The sequence below is a fragment of the Streptomyces sp. NPDC005706 genome, from assembly GCF_040631045.1.
Taxonomy (GTDB): Bacteria; Actinomycetota; Actinomycetes; order Streptomycetales; family Streptomycetaceae; genus Streptomyces.
This window is the reverse complement of the sequence record NZ_JBEXYS010000023.1, coordinates 15,178-32,447: the sequence shown is the minus strand read 5'-3', so window position 1 is coordinate 32,447 and position 17,270 is coordinate 15,178. Positions and strand designations below refer to the sequence as shown.

The 17,270-nt window shown below is 73.0% G+C and carries 12 protein-coding genes and 1 pseudogene; 10 read left to right on the top strand and 3 right to left on the bottom strand.

The window, feature by feature from the left end:
• Positions 1–15: 15 nt before the first annotated feature.
• The 3 genes from ABZ478_RS28390 to ABZ478_RS28380 all read right to left on the bottom strand — a co-directional run bounded on the left by ABZ478_RS28390 (position 16) and on the right by ABZ478_RS28380 (position 4,075).
• Entirely contained in the window at positions 16–984 is a 969-nt protein-coding gene (locus ABZ478_RS28390; protein ID WP_359553589.1) for a glycosyltransferase family A protein, read from the bottom strand.
• A 204-nt stretch (positions 985–1,188) separates the two neighbouring features.
• Entirely contained in the window at positions 1,189–1,551 is a 363-nt protein-coding gene (locus tag ABZ478_RS28385) for a hypothetical protein (RefSeq protein ID WP_359553587.1), read from the bottom strand.
• 109 nt (positions 1,552–1,660) lie between these two features.
• Positions 1,661–4,075 carry a glycosyltransferase gene (locus ABZ478_RS28380; protein ID WP_359553586.1) on the bottom strand — a complete coding sequence of 805 codons (2,415 nt, stop codon included), beginning with the start codon at positions 4,073–4,075 and terminating at the stop codon, positions 1,661–1,663.
• A gap of 276 nt (positions 4,076–4,351) precedes the next feature.
• Here ABZ478_RS28380 and ABZ478_RS28375 point away from each other — a divergent pair, with 276 nt between their 5' ends.
• The 10 genes and pseudogenes from ABZ478_RS28375 (at position 4,352) to ABZ478_RS28330 (ending at position 17,263) form a co-directional block, all read left to right on the top strand.
• Positions 4,352–5,710 carry a lectin gene (locus ABZ478_RS28375; RefSeq protein ID WP_359553585.1) on the top strand — a complete coding sequence of 453 codons (1,359 nt, stop codon included), beginning with the start codon at positions 4,352–4,354 and terminating at the stop codon, positions 5,708–5,710.
• Between the two features lie 116 nt (positions 5,711–5,826).
• Positions 5,827–6,321 (top strand): annotated as a pseudogene (locus ABZ478_RS28370) (coagulation factor 5/8 type domain-containing protein); the annotation flags it as partial.
• A 152-nt stretch (positions 6,322–6,473) separates the two neighbouring features.
• Positions 6,474–7,013 carry a 2Fe-2S iron-sulfur cluster-binding protein gene (locus tag ABZ478_RS28365; protein WP_359553583.1) on the top strand — a complete coding sequence of 180 codons (540 nt, stop codon included), beginning with the start codon at positions 6,474–6,476 and terminating at the stop codon, positions 7,011–7,013.
• Positions 7,010–8,005, top strand: a complete 996-nt coding sequence (locus tag ABZ478_RS28360; RefSeq protein ID WP_359553582.1) for a xanthine dehydrogenase family protein subunit M — start codon at positions 7,010–7,012, stop codon at positions 8,003–8,005. Before ABZ478_RS28365 ends, ABZ478_RS28360 begins: the two co-directional genes overlap by 4 nt.
• Before the next feature lie 35 nt (positions 8,006–8,040).
• On the top strand, positions 8,041–10,419 hold the full coding sequence (locus ABZ478_RS28355) for a xanthine dehydrogenase family protein molybdopterin-binding subunit (RefSeq protein ID WP_359553580.1): 2,379 nt from the start codon (positions 8,041–8,043) through the stop codon (positions 10,417–10,419).
• A gap of 38 nt (positions 10,420–10,457) precedes the next feature.
• Complete coding sequence (locus ABZ478_RS28350; protein WP_359553717.1) at positions 10,458–12,830, top strand: glycosyl hydrolase family 65 protein; 2,373 nt, start codon at positions 10,458–10,460, stop codon at positions 12,828–12,830.
• Positions 12,831–12,954: 124 nt separating this feature from the next.
• Positions 12,955–13,812, top strand: coding sequence for a LytTR family DNA-binding domain-containing protein (locus ABZ478_RS28345; protein ID WP_359553715.1), 858 nt, complete (start codon positions 12,955–12,957; stop codon positions 13,810–13,812).
• Positions 13,813–13,950: 138 nt separating this feature from the next.
• The gene (locus ABZ478_RS28340) at positions 13,951–14,322 is read left to right on the top strand and encodes a hypothetical protein (RefSeq protein ID WP_359553578.1); all 372 of its coding nucleotides are present in this window, start codon (positions 13,951–13,953) and stop codon (positions 14,320–14,322) included.
• Positions 14,319–16,082 (top strand): cation acetate symporter, encoded by a 1,764-nt coding sequence (locus tag ABZ478_RS28335; RefSeq protein ID WP_359553577.1) that lies wholly within the window; start codon positions 14,319–14,321, stop codon positions 16,080–16,082. The genes ABZ478_RS28340 and ABZ478_RS28335 overlap by 4 nt, the downstream gene beginning before the upstream one ends.
• 50 nt (positions 16,083–16,132) lie before the next feature.
• On the top strand, positions 16,133–17,263 hold the full coding sequence (locus tag ABZ478_RS28330; protein WP_359553713.1) for a histidine kinase: 1,131 nt from the start codon (positions 16,133–16,135) through the stop codon (positions 17,261–17,263).
• The last annotated feature ends 7 nt before the right edge of the window (positions 17,264–17,270 follow it).

The window sequence follows — 17,270 nt, the reverse complement described above, 5'->3', positions numbered from 1 at the left end:
TTCCCCGCACCTTCGTCACACGGCGGATGCCGTCGGCGCCGCTTCCCTTCGCCCGGTGGACGGGCCGGCGGCTCCGCTGTGAGCGGCCAGCGCCTTCTCCAGGCGCTGGATGTGGTAGTACTGCACCCGCGTGGTCCGCTGCAGGGCCATGACCGCGGTGAGGAACTGGTCCATCTCGGCGGCCCGGGTGAGGATGTCGTCGGGCACGTTCCCGTCCCGCAGGCAGGCTCCCGCGTCCTGGCTCAGCACGGCGTGTGCCCAGCCGCGGGTGATCGGCTTGAACAGGTCCGGGTGGTTGGCCACGATCCGGGCCCGGATGGCCAGATCGTTCTCGGCGGCTTCCAGGTGCAGTCCGGTGTCCTTGTTGCGCGCCCCGAACAGCGGCTCGTGGATGTGGTGCGCGTCGAAGCCGTGTTCGGCACAGCCGATCCAGAAGTCCCAGTCCTCGCCGGCGCGCATGTTCTCGTCGTACCCGCCCACGGTCTGCCACGCCTCACGGCGGTAGAGCGAGCAGTAGAACATGATCAGTCGCTGGAGCAGCAGTTCTCTGCTGTAGGCGGGGAGAGGCATCACCTGCGGGGGCAGATCGTCGTCGGTGAAGGTGAACACGTCGGTGGAAACGATGGCGATCTCGCGGTCGCCGTCGAGCACCGCGACGGTCTTCTCCAGCATCGTGGGCGCGATCATGTCGTCGGCGTCCAGGGGGAGGATGTAGCGGCCGGCGGCGGCCTCGATTCCGGTGTTGCGCGCGGCGGAGACCCCGGCATTGGCTTGTCGGAGCAGTCTGATGCGCCGGTCGGGGTTACGGGCGATCAGGCCCTCGGTCACTTCGGCGGTGTCGTCGGTGCTGCCGTCGTCCACGACGACCAGTTCCCAGTCCTCGAACGTCTGGGCAAGGACGCTGGACACCGCGTCGGGCAGATAGCGGGCGTAGTCGTGGCACGGGATGACCACCGAAACCACGGGAGCGGATCTCTCGGGCATGCGCCGTCTTTCGCTTCGGGACGAGAACGGGAAGGGGGAAGGGCGGGGCGGCGGGAGCGGGCCGAAGAGGCCCCGATCGGTGGTGGGTGGCCGGGATCGCGCGTCGCCGGGTGGCCGGCGGCCCCCCCCTCCGGCCCTGTGGGAAGGCCGGTGTCGCTGTGGACCCGCCGGATCACCGCTGTCGGCGGAGCGCCGTCGTCGCCCCTAGCCCTGGAGGTGGTAGATGTCGAAGGGGTACTGGTGCCCGTGGTGCCCGTAGTCGCAGAATGTGAGGTTGGCGACGGGCGCGCAGCAGTGGTGGTAGCCGGTGATGGTCATGTTGCCGATGGGTGTGCAGCAGTGGACGTAGTCGGTGATGGTCATGTTGCCGATGGGCGTGCAGGGGTGCTCGGAGCCGGAGAGGACGGCGGCGTCGCCTTTCGCGTGCTCCGCTTGCCCGTGTGTCGCCGACGTGGCGAGCGAGTCCGAAGCGAGGGCCGTGGCGTAGGCCGCCTCCGCGCCGTTCAGCAGTCCGGCGGTCGCCAGTGCGGCGGGAAGGGCCAGTGAGGATATGACTCGGGCTTTCATGGTGGGGGCTCTCTTTCGAGGGTGGGGAGCTGCCCTGCGAGGCCGGTACGTTCCGCGACCGGGGCAGTGGCGCCACCGTAGGATTTGCTTACTTTCCGCGTCAAAATGATTACTCCAAGTCAGTCATGACGAGGGTGTGGTCGACGCCCGCCGGGTCCGGGACCTGGTGCGGATGGAGCACTTCGAGATCCGGCAGGGCCCAGCAGGCGGTGCCCATGTCCCGGGCCATCGCGGCCAGGCCCTCGGTCTCGATGAGGTGCTGGTACGGGAAGCACGGGAAGGCCAGGCCGTCACGGTGGAGATCGGCGCGAACCAGCAGGGCCGTGCCGCCCACGGAGTCGACGCGGACCAGCCCCTGTCCGCGCAGCTCGTCGAGGTAGGTCCGGCCGAACCCTCTGGGGGGCTGCAGGATGCCGTCGCGCAGCCATTGATCCCAGTTGAGCGTGCCGGCCCTGCGGTGCAGGACGAACGTGTTGAGATCGTAGGTGGGTCCGCCCGCCGTGGTGGCACAGTGCGGGACGACGATGTCCTTGCGCGCTCCGAGGAGGCGCTGAATCAGATCGGCCGGGCAGTCGGTGACGTCGACGTCGAGCCACAGCACCCACTCCTCGTCGGCAAGTGCCCGGGAGAGCAGATGGTTGCGGGCCCTGGCCAGCACCGACCGGCGTCGGCGCTGCACGCCCGTCTCCCAACGGGGGCCCTCCAGCTGCAGGCCGAAGTCGCGGTGCGCCAGGGTGACCCGCCGGTACTCCGACTCGAGGCCGGGCAGGGCCCGTTGCAGCAGTTCTCGCGTCGTGTCCCTGCTGTCCCCCTCCAGCAGACCCAGGGAGATCGCCTCGCGCGGGTAGTCCAGGGCGCGAAGGTTCTCCAAGTAGCGGGGCAGGAATGCCGCCGCGTCCTTGACGGGGGTGAGCACCAGCACCCGTGGCCGCTCGCTCGCCGGGACCGGGGCCGGCTCCACGGCCGTCCGCGGTCCCGGGGCGCGGGCCGGGGTGGCGGCGGGGCCCGTCTCGGCGTGGGCGATGTCCTTCGGCTCGATCGGCAACCGTGCCGCCATGGCCTGCAACCGCTCGGCGTAGGCGCCGGGTTCGGCCCAGATCTCGGTCGCCACGTCGAAGTGCTCGGCGAAATGGGACTCGTCGAACGTGTTGCCGCCGTGACACACGTAGGTGTACAGCTCGGGCGCGTCGACCGACACCACCCGGCAGCCGCGGACCACCCCTTCCGCCACCGGCGTGTCCTCACCCCGGCGCAGCGCGGGGTAGCGCGGCAGTCGGTCCTTGGCGCACACCATCGACCCCTCCCAGACGCGCGCGCAGGAGATCGCGAGCTTGCGCCGGGCGGGCCACCACAGCCGTTCACGGGCGAGGAAGCAGGCGTCGGTTCCCAGCGCGAGGATCGCCGCCATCTGTGTCTCGACCCGCTCCGGGTCATACAGGTCGTCGTCGTCCCACTGGCATACGTAGGGCCCGGTGGCCCGGTCCACCGCTTCGTTGCGCAGCTCGCCCAACGGCCGCCCCTCCGGGGGGAGTCGATGATGGCGGATGCGTGGGTCGCCCTGCTCGCGGATGTGCTGTTCGAGCGCGTCGTCCGTGCCGTCCTCGACGACGACCAGTTCCAGGTTCGGGTAGGTCTGCGCGCGGAAGCACCTGATCGCGCGACGGGCCGTCGACGAGCGATCCTTGGTCACCATCAGGCATGACACCGTCGGCGCGGGCGCGCCCGAGGCCCAGCGGTGGCGCTGCGCGTCAAGGTTGAGCATGCCGTCGGCGAGGGGGTGCATCTCCTGGCTCGTCCAGAACGGGAACCGTTTGCCGACGGAGGCCCGGGGGCCGGCGGGGGTGTCCGCCACCCAGCTTCCGGACCAGTGGTGCACGGCGTAGGCACGTTCGTGGTCGGCCTTCTGAGGGCCGAACAGTTCTGCCGCGTACGGACTCACCTCGGGGTAGAGGACCTCCGGATCGAGGACCGTGATCGAGGTGGGATCCGGGGCACTGTCGACCGCTCTGGTGAGAAAGAAGGGGCCGGTGGCGTCCAGCGCGCTGGACGACTTGTGGGAGCCCACCAGGTGTCGGTGGACCTGTGCCCAGAAGGGATGGCCCGGCCGTGAGGCGATGAAGGCGTTGCCCACGATGCGGCCGAATCCGCGTTGGCGGGCCAGCAGCAGCCTTGTGTGTGCCTCGGGTTCGCGGCCGAGGACGAGTTCGCGCCCGTCAAGGATGTCGCCGACAGGGCTGAGGCACTCGAAGTCCAGGTCGACGTAGAGCCCGCCGAAATGGTCGAGCAGGAAATAGCGGATCGCGTCGGCCCGCATGATCGCTTCTGGATAGCCGTCGTAGACGGGCAGGAACCACGGATAGTGCTCCTGGAGGAACGCGCGATTGTCCGCGTCGGTCCACAAACGGTACCCCCAGCCGGGATGGTGCCGGCGCCAGGAATCGGCCCACGCCTCCCATTCCGGGGGTACGTCGGTGTCTTTCCAGGTTTGGTGGATCAAGGCGGGAATCTTCTGCTGCGTCCGCATTGGGTCAGTATGCCGATTCGCCGGGGCGACGCTTTTTCCGGTGGACCGGCCGGCATGACAATCACCCGGGCGGCCCTCAGTGTGGCGCCTCGTGCCGACGGCGTGACGAGATCGCCGGTCTCCACTCGGCGGCAGTGCCCGCCCCCTTGACGCCAGTGGTCCGGACCTTTAACTTCACGCCTTAAACAAAGACTCCGGATCCAGTCAACTCCCAGGTTCCACTTCGGTGTTGTGCCTGTTTCCGGACACCCCCCCACGCGAAAGGCCGTCCCGCACATGGCCAGACCTGTCCGCACGCTCGTCTCGCTCGCCGCCCTGTCCCTCGCCACCGGACTGCTCACCGCCTCCCCGGCCCACGCCGCGACCGGCACCATCACCGGCCTCGCCGGAAAGTGCCTCGACGTCGCCGGAGCCAACTCCGCCGACGGCACTCCCGTCCAGCTCTACGACTGCAACGGCACCGCCGCCCAGCAGTGGACCGTCGGCGGCGACGGCACCGTACGCGCCCTCGGCAAGTGCCTGGACGTCACCGGGAACTCGACCGCCGACGGCGCCAAGGCACAGCTGTGGTCCTGTACCGGCGGCGCCAACCAGAAGTGGACCGTCAGCGCGGCCCACGACATCGTCAACCCCCAGGCGGACAAGTGCCTGGACGTCACCGGCAACAACCCGGCCAACGGCACCCGGGTCCAGATATGGAGCTGCGGCGGCGGCGCCAACCAGAAGTGGAGCACCCCCGCGGCGGACAGCGGCGGCGGCACCTCCGCCCCGATGGCCGTGGCGCCGTACCTCTACAACGGCTGGGGCAGCCCGCCGAACCCGACCACCATCACCCAGGCCACCGGCGTGAAGTGGTTCACTCTCGCCTTCGTGCTCAGCAACGGTTACTGCAACCCCCAGTGGGACGGCAGCCGTCCGCTGAACGGCGGCGTCGACCAGCAGACCGTCAACACCGTGCGGGCCAACGGCGGTGACATCATCCCGTCCTTCGGTGGATACAGCGGGAACAAGCTGGAGAGCTCCTGTTCGAGCGCGGGCGAACTCGCCGCCGCCTACCAGAAGGTCGTCAGCGCCTACGGCCTGAAGGCGATCGACATCGACCTCGAGGCCGACGCCTACAGCAACGGCACCGTGCAGCAGCGGACCGTGGACGCCCTGAAGACCGTGAAGGCCAACAATCCGGGGCTGAAGGTCTACATCACCATCGGGACCGGGCAGAGCGGCCCCGACACCAGCCTCATCAACCGGGCCGCCTCCTCCGGACTGACCGTCGACGCCTGGGCGATCATGCCGTTCGACTTCGGCGGCGCCGGACAGAACATGGGCAACCTCACCACGCGGGCCGCCGAAGGCCTGAAGAACGCGTTGAAGAACGCCTACCACTACAGCGACGACCAGGCCTACCGGGACATGGGCATCTCGTCCATGAACGGCGTCACCGACAACAACGAGACCGTCACGGTGAACGACTTCCGGACCATCCTGGCCTACGCGCAGGCACACCACCTGGCCCGGCTCACCTTCTGGTCCGCCAACCGCGACCGCCCGTGCACCGGCGGCCCCGCCGACAGCTGCTCCGGCGTCTCCCAGTCCGCCTGGGACTACACCCGCGTCTTCGCCGGCTACACCGGCTGACCCCGTCCACCAGGAGATCCCGTGCCTCGCCCTGCCCGCCGCCGCGGCACCACCGCGGCCGCGCCGGTCACCGCGGCCGCGCTGGTCACCGCGGCCGCAGCATCCCTGCTGACCGCGACCACATGTGGATCTGGCGCGCCGACCACGGCAGCGGCGTCGGCTGGACCAGCAACACCGCCGACACCGGGCTCGTCGTCAACGGCGACGACGTGACGATGTACGGACTGTTCGTCGAGCACTTCCAGAAGTACCAGACCATCTGGAACGGCAACGGCGGCCGCACCTACTTCTTCCAGAACGAGATGCCCTACGACCCGCCGAACCAGTCCGCCTGGATGAACGGCTCCACCCAGGGCTACGCCACCTACAAGGTCGCCGGCTCCGTCACCAGCCACCAGGCCTACGGCCTCGGCAGCTACTGCTACTTCAGCGCCGACCCGGCCGTCACGGCGGCCCACGCCATCGAGGCACCGAACACCCCCGGCGTCCGCTTCACCAGCATGGTGACCGTCTCCCTGGGCGGCACCGGCACCATCAGCCACGTCATCAACGACACGGGAGGACCCTCGAACCGGCCCGGCAACGTCGCCGACCTGGTCAGCTACCCCTGACCAAGCCCTTCCCGCCCCCGTCGCCGGACCGGCCGACCGGCCCGGTGACGGGGGCCGCGGGGGCCCTGGAGTGGCCGGGACGTGTGAGGCGTCGCAGCCTGGATACGCGGTGTGCACGGACACCACGGCCCGTCCGGAAGGCCCTCCCTGCCATGACCAGCGAAAAACCGCTCGACCCGCACTCGGAGATCACCCTCCGGGTCAACGGCAAACCCCATACCCTGCTCGTCGACCACCGGCGGGTCCTGCTGGACCTGCTCCGCGAGGACCTGGGCCTCACCGGGTCCAAGAAGGGCTGCGACCACGGCCAGTGCGGCGCCTGCACCGTCCTGGTGGACGGGCGCCGTGTCAACGGCTGCCTGCTGCTCGCCGTCACCCTCGACGGCAGCGAGGTCACCACCATCGAGGGCCTCGGCGGCGACGGCGAGGAACCGCACCCCCTCCAGCGGGCCTTCCTCGAACGCGACGCCTTCCAGTGCGGCTACTGCACGCCCGGGCAGATCTGCTCCGCCGTGGGCATGATCGCCGAGGCCGCGGCCGGCCACCCCTCGCACGTCACCGACCCGGCGGAGCCCTCCGGCCGGCCCGTGCCGCTGGACGGGACCGAGATCCGCGAGCGGCTCAGCGGCAACCTGTGCCGGTGCGGCGCCTATCCGCGCATCGTCGAAGCGGTGGAGGACGTGATCGGGTGAAAGGCTTCGGATACCTCAGGCCCACCGGCGTCCAGGAGGCCGTCGAGGCCTACGCGGCCCACCCCGGCGCCCGCTACCTCGCCGGCGGCACCAACCTCGTCGACCTCATGAAACTGGGCGTGGAGACCCCCGGCGTCCTCATCGACGTCGGCCGGCTGCCGCTGGACTCGGTGGAGGAACTGCCGGACGGCGCGCTGCGCGTCGGCGCCACCGTCCGCAACAGCGATCTCGCCGCCCACCCGCTGGTCCGCGACCGTTACCCGGTGCTGTCCCAGGCACTCCTCGCGGGCGCCTCCGGCCAGCTCCGCAACGCCGCCACCACTGGCGGCAACCTGCTCCAGCGCACCCGCTGCCCCTACTTCCAGGACCTGGACAAGCCCTGCAACAAGCGGGAGCCGGGCAGCGGCTGCGGTGCCCGCGACGGCGTCCACCGCGACCACGCCGTGCTCGGCCACTCCTCGCACTGCATCGCCACCCACCCCTCCGACATGGCCGTCGCCCTGGCCGCGCTCGACGCCCGGGTCGAGCTGTACGGCGCCGAGGGCGGGCGCAGCATCCCGGTGGCCGACTTCCACCGGCTGCCCGGGGTGCGTCCGGAGCGGGACACCGAGATCCGCCCCGGCGAGCTGATCACCGGCGTGCTGCTCCCGGCCGTCCGGGCCGGGGTGCCCTCCGCCTACCGCAAGGCCCGCGACCGGGCCTCTTACGCCTTCGCCCTGGCCTCCGTGGCCGTCGTCCTGCGGGTCGCCGACGGTGTCGTGGACCAGGTGGGGATCGCCTTCGGCGGCCTCGCCCACCGGCCCTGGCGGGCCCACCACGCGGAGACGGCCCTGCTGGGCGCGGCGGCGACCCCCGAGGCCTTCGAGGGCGCCGTGGCCCTGGAGTTGGAGCGCGCCGAGCCGCTGCGCGACAACGCCTACAAGGTGCCCCTCGCCCGCAACCTCGCCCTGGACGTCCTGAACCGCCTCGCCCCCGCACCCGCGACGGCCTGACCCCTTCCGGACCCGGCCGACCCCAGGAGAACCCGATGGCGAACGACCCACTGGAGCACGGCGGCCCGCTGCCGGGGACCGGGCTGCCGCACGACGACCCGATGGCCGCCACCGGAGCAGCCCGGGACGACCCGCTGTCCGGGACCGGGCTGCCGCACCACGACCCGATGGCCGCCACCGGAGCAGCCCGGGACGACGCGCTCTCCGGAACGGGTCTGCCGCACGACGACCCCCTCACCCGCACCGCCTCCGCCGCCTCGGCCGAGGCCGGCGAGGAGCGGCAGCCCCGTACCGGCGCCCTGGAGCAGGACCCCCACCCCACCCCGCGCACCGGCACCGCCCTCGGGGCGCCCGCCGGGCGGCGCGAAGGGCGGGAGAAGGTCACCGGGAACGCCCGTTACGCCGCCGAGTACCCGGTGCCCGGCCGCGTCCACGCCTGGCCCGTGCCCGCCGCCGTGGCCCGGGGCCGGGTCACCGGCGTGGACACCTCGGCCGCCCTCGTGCTGCCCGGCGTCCTCGCCGTGCTGACCCCCGGCGACGCTCCGCGCCTCGGCGAGACGGACGACGCCACCCTCGCGGTCCTGCAGAACCGGCACGTGCCGCACCGGGGCTGGTGCGTCGCCCTGGCCGTCGCCGAGACCCTGGAGGCGGCCCGCGCCGCCGCCCGGGCCGTCCGCGTCGGCTACGCCACCGAGCACCACGACGTCGTACTCCGCCCCGACCACCCGGACGCCTACGAGCCCGAAGGGGCCAAAGGCCGCCTCGAACACGGCGACCCGTACGGCGCCTTCGCCGCCGCCGACGTCCGCCTGGACATCGAGTACCGGGTGCCGCCCCTGCACAACCACCCCATGGAACCGCACACGACCACCGCGCAATGGGACGGCGACCGGCTGACCGTCCACACCTCCAGCCAGGGCAGCACGACCGTCCAGTCCGTGCTCGCCGGTCTCTTCAACCTGCCCGAGGAGCACGTCACCGTGGTGGCCGAGCACGTCGGCGGCGGCTTCGGCTCCAAGGGCACCCCGCGGCCCGACGTCGTCCTCGCCGCGATGGCCGCACGGCACACGGGCCGGCCGGTCACGGTGGCCTACCCCCGCCGGTACATGCCCACCGTCGTCGGCCACCGCGCCCCCACCCTGCACCGGCTGCGCCTCGGCGCCACCGCTGAGGGACACCTCACCGCGGTGCTGCACGAGGTCACCACGCACACCTCGCACGTCAGGGAGTACGTGGAGCAGGCCGCGGTGCCGTCCCGCGTCATGTACACCGCCCCGAACCTGCTCAGCTCCCACCGCGTGGTGCCGCTGGACGTACCCAGCCCGTCCTGGATGCGCGCCCCCGGCGAGGCCCCCGGCATGTACGCCCTGGAGTCGGCGGTCGACGAACTCGCCGACGCCCTCGGCGTGGACCCCGTCGAGCTGCGGATCCGCAACGAGCCGGAAGCGGAGCCCGGCAGCGGCAAGCCGTTCAGCAGCCGGCACCTCGCCGAGTGCCTGCGCGAGGGCGCCCGCCGCTTCGGCTGGGACCGGCGCGACCCGCGCCCGCGCTCCCGGACCGAGGGCCCACTGCTCATCGGCACCGGAGTGGCCGCGGCGACCTACCCGGTCCTGATCCGCCCGTCCACCGCCACCGCCCAGGCCCTGCCCGACGGCACCTTCGTCGTCAGGGTGAACGCGGCCGATATCGGCACCGGCGCCCGTACGGTCCTCGCCCAGGTCGCCGCCGACGCGCTCGGCGCGCCCCTGGACCGGGTGCGCACGGAGGTGGGCCGCAGCGACCTCCCCCCGGCGTCGCTGGCCGGCGACTCCTCCGGCACCGCGTCGTGGGGCTGGGCCGTGCACGAGGCGTGCGCCGCCCTGGCGACCCGGCTCGCCGAGCACCGGGGCCCGCTGCCCGCCGACGGACTCGTCGCCCGCTCCGACACCGCGGGCCGGGCGGACGCCGACTCCCCGTACGCCCGGCACGCCTTCGGCGCCCACTTCGCCGAGGTCGCCGTCGACACCGTCACCGGCGAGGTACGGGCCCGCAGGATGCTCGGCCTCTTCGCCGCCGGGCGGATCCTGAACGCCCGCACCGCGCGCTCCCAGTTCGTCGGCGGCATGACCATGGGCCTGGGCATGGCCCTGACCGAGGGCAGCACCATGGACGCCCCGTTCGGCGACTTCACCGAGGCCGACCTCGCCTCCTACCACGTGCCCGCCCACGCCGACGTCCCCCGTATCGAGGCCGACTGGATCGAGGAGGACGACCCCCACCTCAACCCCATGGGCAGCAAGGGCATCGGCGAGATCGGCATCGTCGGCACCGCCGCCGCCCTCGGCAACGCCGTCCACCACGCCACCGGCATCCGGTTCCGCGAACTCCCCCTCACCCCGGACCGGATCCTCACCGGCCTGCTGTCCGAACGGTGACCGCCACGACGAGGGACAGGGGAAGGGGAACCGCCCAGGTGCCGGGCCTGCTGTGGGAGTACGACGGCTACGACCCCGCGGAGGAACGCCTGCGGGAGTCCCTGTGCACCCTGGGCAACGGCTACTTCGCCACCCGGGGCGCGCTGCCCGAGTGCGCCGCGGACGCCGTCCACTACCCCGGCACCTACGCGGCCGGCATCTACAACCGGCTCACCTCCGACGTCGCCGGCCGCCGGGTGGACAACGAGGACATGGTCAACCTCCCCGACTGGCTGCCGCTGCGCGTCCGCCCGGACGGACACGACTGGCTCGGCCCCGACACCACCCCGGTCGCCGAGCACCGGCAGATCCTCCACCTGGACCCGGGCGTGCTGGAGCGCCGCACCCGCTACCGGCTCGACGGCGGCGGCACGCTCCTCGTGCGGCAGCTCCGCCTGGTCCACATGGCCGACCCGCACCTCGCCGCCCTGCGCACGGACATCACCGCCGAGGACTGGACCGGCGAACTCGACGTCGAGGCAGCGCTCGACGGCGGTGTCACCAACTCCGGGGTGGCCCGCTACCGCGAGCTCGACGGCCACCACCTCACCCAGGTCGAGGCGGGCAGCGCCGAGTCCGGCGCGATGTGGCTGCGCTGCCGCACCCGTACCTCGGACATCGCCGTAGGGCTCGCCTGCCGGCTGACCGCCGACGCCCCGGCGACCGACGCGCACGAGCCGCTGCGGGCCGCGCGGCGCCTGCGTCTCGCCCTGGCGCCCGGCCGCACGGTCACCGTCGACAAGTGCGTCGCCCTGCACACCTCCCACGACCCCGCCATCAGCGACCCGCTGTGGGCCGCCGTCGACCGGGCCGAGACCGCGCCCCCCTTCGACGAGCTGCTCGCCTCGCACGCCACGGCCTGGGAGCAGTTGTGGCGGCGCGCCGAACTCGACGTCCCGGGCGAGCCGGGCAGCATCCTGCGGCTGCACCTCTTCCATGTGCTGCAGTGCCTCTCCCCGCACACCGCCGACCTCGACGTCGGCGTCCCCGCCCGCGGACTGCACGGTGAGGCGTACCGGGGGCACGTCTTCTGGGACGAGCTGTTCGTGCTGCCGTACCTCAACCTCCACCTGCCCGAGGTGTCCCGGGCGTTGCTCCACTACCGCCACCGCCGTCTGGACGCGGCCGTCCACGCGGCCCACGAGGCCGGCCGGCGCGGCGCCCTGTACCCGTGGCAGAGCGGCAGCGACGGCCGGGAGGAGACCCAGGAACTGCACCTCAACCCGCGCTCCGGGCGCTGGCTGCCGGACCACTCCCGGCTGCAGCGGCACGTCGGCTCGGCGGTCGCGTACAACGTGTGGCAGTACTGCGAGGCCACCGGCGACACCGACTTCCTGCACACCGAGGGCGCCGAGATGCTGCTGCAGATCGCCCGCTTCTGGGCCGACTCGGCCACCTACGACGAACACCTCGGCCGGCACCGCATCCTGGGCGTGGTCGGCCCCGACGAGTACCACGACGCCTACCCCGACGCCCCCGAACCCGGCCTGGACGACAACGCGTACACCAACGTCACCGCGGCCTGGGTGCTGCTGCGCGCGCTGGGCCTGCTGCGCGATCTGCCCGAGCCGCGCCGCCTCGAACTCGCCGAGAGCATCGGCCTGGAACAGGACGAACTCGCCCGCTGGGAGGAGGTCTCCCGCACCCTCCACGTGCCCTACCACGACGGCGTGATCAGCCAGTTCGAGGGCTACGGCGACCTCGTCGAGCTGGACTGGCAGGCCTACCGGGACCGGTACGGCGACATCCGGCGCCTCGACCGGATCCTGGAGGCGGAGGGCGACACCGTCAACCGCTACAAGGCGTCCAAGCAGGCCGACGTGCTGATGCTGGGCTACCTGTTCTCGCCCACCGAACTCCAGTCCTTGTTCCGGCGGTTGGGACACCGCCTGGACGAGGACATCTGGTCGGCGACGGTCGACCACTATCTGCACCGCACCTCCCACGGCTCCACCCTCAGCGGCCTCGTGCACGGCTGGATCCTGGCCCGCGCCCGCCGCGCCGACGCCTGGGGGTTCGTGCAGGAGGCGCTGCGCGGCGACATCGCCGACGTCCAGGGCGGCACCACCGGCGAGGGCATCCACCTGGGCGCCATGGCCGGCACCCTCGACCTCGTGCAGCGCTGCCTCACCGGTCTGGAGACCCGCGACGGCGCCCTCTGGCTCGACCCGGTACCGCTGCCGGAACTCTCCTCCTACGGCTTCTCCCTGCGCTACCAGGGCCACTGGGGGGTCAGCCTGCGCCTGCGCGCGGGCCTCCTGGAGGCCGTCGTGCCGTCCGCCTCCGGCCGCCCGCCCATCGACTTCCGCCTGCAGGACCGGGTGGTCCGGGTCGGGCCGGGGGAGAGGGTGCGCATGCGGCTGCCGGACTGAACGGCACACGCCCCCGCAGGCTTCTCGACGGCCACGGTCCCGGGGGGCCAGGATGCCCTCGACGGGAGCCGGGGTGCGCGAAACGGCACGGGACGACAGGGCAGGGGACGAGGAGATGCGGGACATGAGCGCGGCCGGGCGGCCCGGGCCACGAGCCGGCACAGGGCAGGAACCGCTGCGCGCCCTCGCGGTGGACGACGAGGAGCCCGCGCTCGAGGAACTGCTGTACCTCCTGGGCGAGGACGAGCGGATCGGCAGCGTCGCATCCGCCCTCGACGCCGCCGGGGCGGTGCGCCTGCTGGAGCGGGCCGCGGCGGCCGGACCCGACGGCCCGGACGCCTTCGACGTCGTCTTCCTCGACATCAACATGCCCGGTCTGAGCGGCCTGGACCTGGCCGGTCTGCTCGGCGGCCGACCGGACCCGCCGCTGATCGTCTTCGTCACCGCCCACGAGGACTTCGCGCTCCGGGCGTTCGACCTCAAGGCCGTCGACTACCTGCTCAAGCCGCTGCGCAAGGAGCGCTTCGCGGAAGCCGTCCGACGCGTCGCCGAACTGACCCGGGCCGGGCAGGGACCCCGGCCGCCCCGGCTCCCGGCGGGCGCCCCCCGCCCCGCCCCGGCCGGCGCCCCCGGCGACCAGGTCCCCGTCGAACTCGGCGGGGTGACCCGGTTCGTCCCCGTCGCCGACATCACCTACGTCGAGGCACAGGGCGACTACGCTCGCCTGCACACCCCGCACGGCAGCCACCTGGTGCGCGTCCCGCTCACCACCCTGGAGGAGCAGTGGCGCTCACGCGGGTTCGTCCGCATCCACCGCAGCCGCCTGGTGGCCCTCGGCCGCATCGAGGAACTCCGCCTGGACGGCGGCAACCTGACCGTCCGGATCGGCGACCGGATCCTCGCCGTGAGCCGCCGCAACGCCCGCGAACTGCGGGACCTGCTCGCCGCGCGGGCCCAGGGCGCGATACGCGGACGACGGTGACGGCAGCCGGTGCCCGGGGCGCCCGCGAAGCGGGCGTGGCGGCCCCGCGGCGATCCTCGTCCGGTGCCTACCTGACCGCCCCGGCGCTGCGTACACTCGCCGCAACAAGGTGATCACCGCGGCGTCGGGGAGTGCGTGATGGGTGCCGGATCCGTCCCTCGCAGAGAGGTGGTCACCGGACGGCCCCGCACCGACCGCGCCGGCCTTCCCCCGCCCCGCGCCACGCTCCCGGCCGGCGGCCGCCCCGCCGCCCCGGACGACGACGCCCCCGTACGCGTCCTGATGCGCCGGCAGCTCCGTGCCGCCCTCACCGCGACGGTCCTGCTCGCCCTCTCGCTGGGGCTGCTCCCCGTGGTCCTGCGGGTCCTCTCGGCCGGCGGCGCCGGGCACGACGTCCCGCTCGCCGTCTGGCTGCTGCTGGGCGTGGCACCGTATCCGGTCCTGCTGTGCACGGGAGCCTGGTACGTCCGCCGTGCCGAGCGCAACGAGGGTGACGTGACCGGGCGTTGAACCAGACGTACGGAATCGCCGGAGTGTCGGCCGTGGTCCTCGCCACGGTGCTCGTCGGCGCGCTGGGCCTGCGCGTCTCGCGCACCACCTCCGACTTCTACGTCGCCTCGCGCAGCGTCCCGCCGCGACTCAACGCCTTCGCCGTCAGCGGCGAGTACCTGTCCGCCGCCTCCTTCCTCGGCGTCGCCGGGCTCGTCCTCGCCCAGGGCGCAGACATGCTCTGGTTCCCCATCGGCTACACCGCCGGCTTCCTGGTGCTGCTCGCCTTCGTCGCCGCCCCGCTGCGCCGCTCCGGCGCCTACACCCTGCCGGACTTCGCCGAGGCACGCCTGGAGTCCCGCGCCGTGCGGCGGATCGCGAGCGTGCTCGTCGTCGGCGTCGGCTGGCTCTACCTGCTGCCCCAACTGCGCGGCGCCGGGCTCATCCTGCGGCTGCTCACCGGCGCCCCCGGCTGGTTCGGCGGCCTGGTCGTGGCCGCCGTCGTCACCGTGGCGGTGGCCGCGGGCGGCATGCGCAGCATCACCTTCGTCCAGGCCTTCCAGTACTGGCTGAAACTCACCGCGCTGCTGGTGCCCGCCGTGTTCCTGCTCATCGCCTGGCGGGCCGACCGGGTCCCGGCCCCCGCCTGGGACGAGCGGCCCGTCTTCCAGCGCTCCACCCGGGTCACCACCGACCGGCCGCTGACCCTCACCGTCCACGAACCGGTGCGTGTCACCGGCACCGGAACCGTCGACGGGCGCCCCCTCGACGGCGGCCCGCTCACCCTCGGCACCGGCACCCACCACGTCGGCCCCGGCACCGCCCTGAGCTTCCCGCCCGGCGCCCCCGTGCCGCTGCCCGACGACGGCGGGCCCGGCACGGCCCCCTCCGGCGGGGCGCAGCCCCTGTCGGACGGCCGTGAACAGCACGGCCTGTACGCCACCTACGGGCTGATCCTCGCCACCTTCCTCGGCACCATGGGACTGCCGCACGTCGTCGTCCGCTTCTACACCAACCCCGACGGCCGCGCCGCCCGCCGCACCACCGTCGTCGTCCTCGGCCTGCTCGGCGCCTTCTACCTGCTCATCCCGCTCTACGGCGTGCTCGGCCGGCTCTACGCGCCCGACCTGCTGCTGACCGGCGACACCGACGCGGCGGTACTCGTCCTGCCGCAGCGGCTGATCGGCGGGCTCGGCGGCGACCTGCTCGGCGCCCTGGTCGCGGGCGGCGCCTGCGCGGCCTTCCTGTCCACCGTCTCGGGACTCACCATGTCCGTCGCCGGGGTGCTCGCCCAGGACGTGCTGCCGACCCTCGGCATCCGGCACTTCCGGCTCGCGACCCTGCCCGCCGTCGCGGTGCCCACCGCCGCAAGCGCCGTCGTCACCGACCTCCCCGTGGCCGACGCGGTCGGCCTCGCCTTCGCCGTGTCCGCCTCCTCGTTCTGCCCGCTGCTGCTCCTCGGCATCTGGTGGCGCGGCCTCACCCCGCCCGGCGCGGTCGCCGGACTGCTCCTCGGCGGCGGGTCCGCGCTCACCGCGGTGACCGTGACCATCGCCGGCGGAGCGAGATCCGGACCGCTGCACACGCTGCTGGCCTGGCCGGCCGTCTGGTCGGTCCCCGTGGGATTCGCGGCCATGGTGCTGATCTCCCTGGCCACCCGGCACCGCGTCCCGGCGAACGCGGCCGCCACGATGGCCCGGCTCCATCTGCCCGAGCCCCCGAGCGGCCCGGCCACCGCCCCGGGCTCCGGTCCGCAGCGGACCCGGGGGCGGCGTCCGTGACCGCGCTCGGCACCGTCGTCCTCGCCGTGGCCGCTCTCGGGCTGTTCGCCCTGGGCGCCGCCCTCGGCCATGCCGGGGCCCGCAGGCAGCAGGAGAACCCGGCCGACGTCGGCACCCCCGTGGAGCGGGCCACCTTCCACACCCTGCACACCGCCTCGCTCGCCGCACCGCCCCTGCGCGCAGGTCTCACCCCGGACACCGCACGCAAGGCGGCCCGCCGGCTGCGGCCGCTGCTCGGCACGGTCGCCCTCGCCCTCGCCGACGAGGAGTCCGTGCTCGCCTGGGACGGTGCCGGCGACCACCATCGGGCCGCGGCAGCGGCCCACCTCGCCCACGCCGCGCGCACCCGGACGTTCCCGCTGACCTGCCCGGACGCCGGCTGCCCCGTCCGCTGGGGGGTGATGGTCCCGCTGACGGTCGACGGCCGGGCCGCCGGCGCCCTGGCCGCCTTCGCCGGCCAGGAGTCCGCAGTCGTCGTGCGGGCCGCCGAGGAAGTGGCCCGCTGGGTCTCCGTACAACTCGAACTCGTCGACCTGGACCGGGCGCGGTCCAGTGTGATCGAGGCCGAGATCCGCGCCCTGCGCGCCCAGATCTCCCCGCACTTCGTCTACAACTCGCTCGCCTCCATCGCCTCGTTCGTCCGCACCGATCCCGAGCGGGCCCGGGAACTGCTGCTGGAGTTCGCGGACTTCACGCGCTACTCGTTCCGCCGGGGCGGCGACTTCACCACGCTCGCCGAGGAACTGCGCTCGATCGAGCAGTACCTCGAACTCGCCCGCGCCCGCTTCGGCAGACGGCTGGAGGTGACTCTGCGGATCGCCCCCGAGGTACTGCCCGTCACCCTGCCGTTCCTCTGTCTGCAGCCGCTCGTGGAGAACGCGCTCAAACACGGTCTCGAGGAGTCCGTCGACCGCGGCCGGATCACCATCACCGCCGAGGACGAGGGCACCGAGGCCCGGGTCGTCATCGAGGACGACGGCGTCGGCATGGACCCGCAGCGCCTGCGCGACCTGCTGCGCGGCCGGGGCGACCCGTCCGCGGGCATCGGCCTGAGCAACGTGGACATGCGGCTGCGCCAGGTCTACGGCGACGGCCACGGCCTCGTCATCGAGACCGGCGTCGGCGCCGGCACGAAGATCACCGTCCGGCTCCCCAAGTTCCACCCGGGCTCGGCCCGTTGAAGTGAAG

Excerpts from the sequence above, each read along its gene's own strand:
- ABZ478_RS28390 (WP_359553589.1), bottom strand. The coding sequence starts at position 984 with ATGCCCGAGAGATCCGCTCCCGTGGTTTCGGTGGTCATCCCGTGCCAC.
- ABZ478_RS28385 (WP_359553587.1), bottom strand. The coding sequence starts at position 1,551 with ATGAAAGCCCGAGTCATATCCTCACTGGCCCTTCCCGCCGCACTGGCG.
- ABZ478_RS28380 (WP_359553586.1), bottom strand. The coding sequence starts at position 4,075 with ATGCGGACGCAGCAGAAGATTCCCGCCTTGATCCACCAAACCTGGAAA.
- ABZ478_RS28375 (WP_359553585.1), top strand. The coding sequence starts at position 4,352 with ATGGCCAGACCTGTCCGCACGCTCGTCTCGCTCGCCGCCCTGTCCCTC.
- ABZ478_RS28365 (WP_359553583.1), top strand. The coding sequence starts at position 6,474 with ATGACCAGCGAAAAACCGCTCGACCCGCACTCGGAGATCACCCTCCGG.
- ABZ478_RS28355 (WP_359553580.1), top strand. The coding sequence starts at position 8,041 with ATGGCGAACGACCCACTGGAGCACGGCGGCCCGCTGCCGGGGACCGGG.
- ABZ478_RS28345 (WP_359553715.1), top strand. The coding sequence starts at position 12,955 with ATGAGCGCGGCCGGGCGGCCCGGGCCACGAGCCGGCACAGGGCAGGAA.
- ABZ478_RS28340 (WP_359553578.1), top strand. The coding sequence starts at position 13,951 with ATGGGTGCCGGATCCGTCCCTCGCAGAGAGGTGGTCACCGGACGGCCC.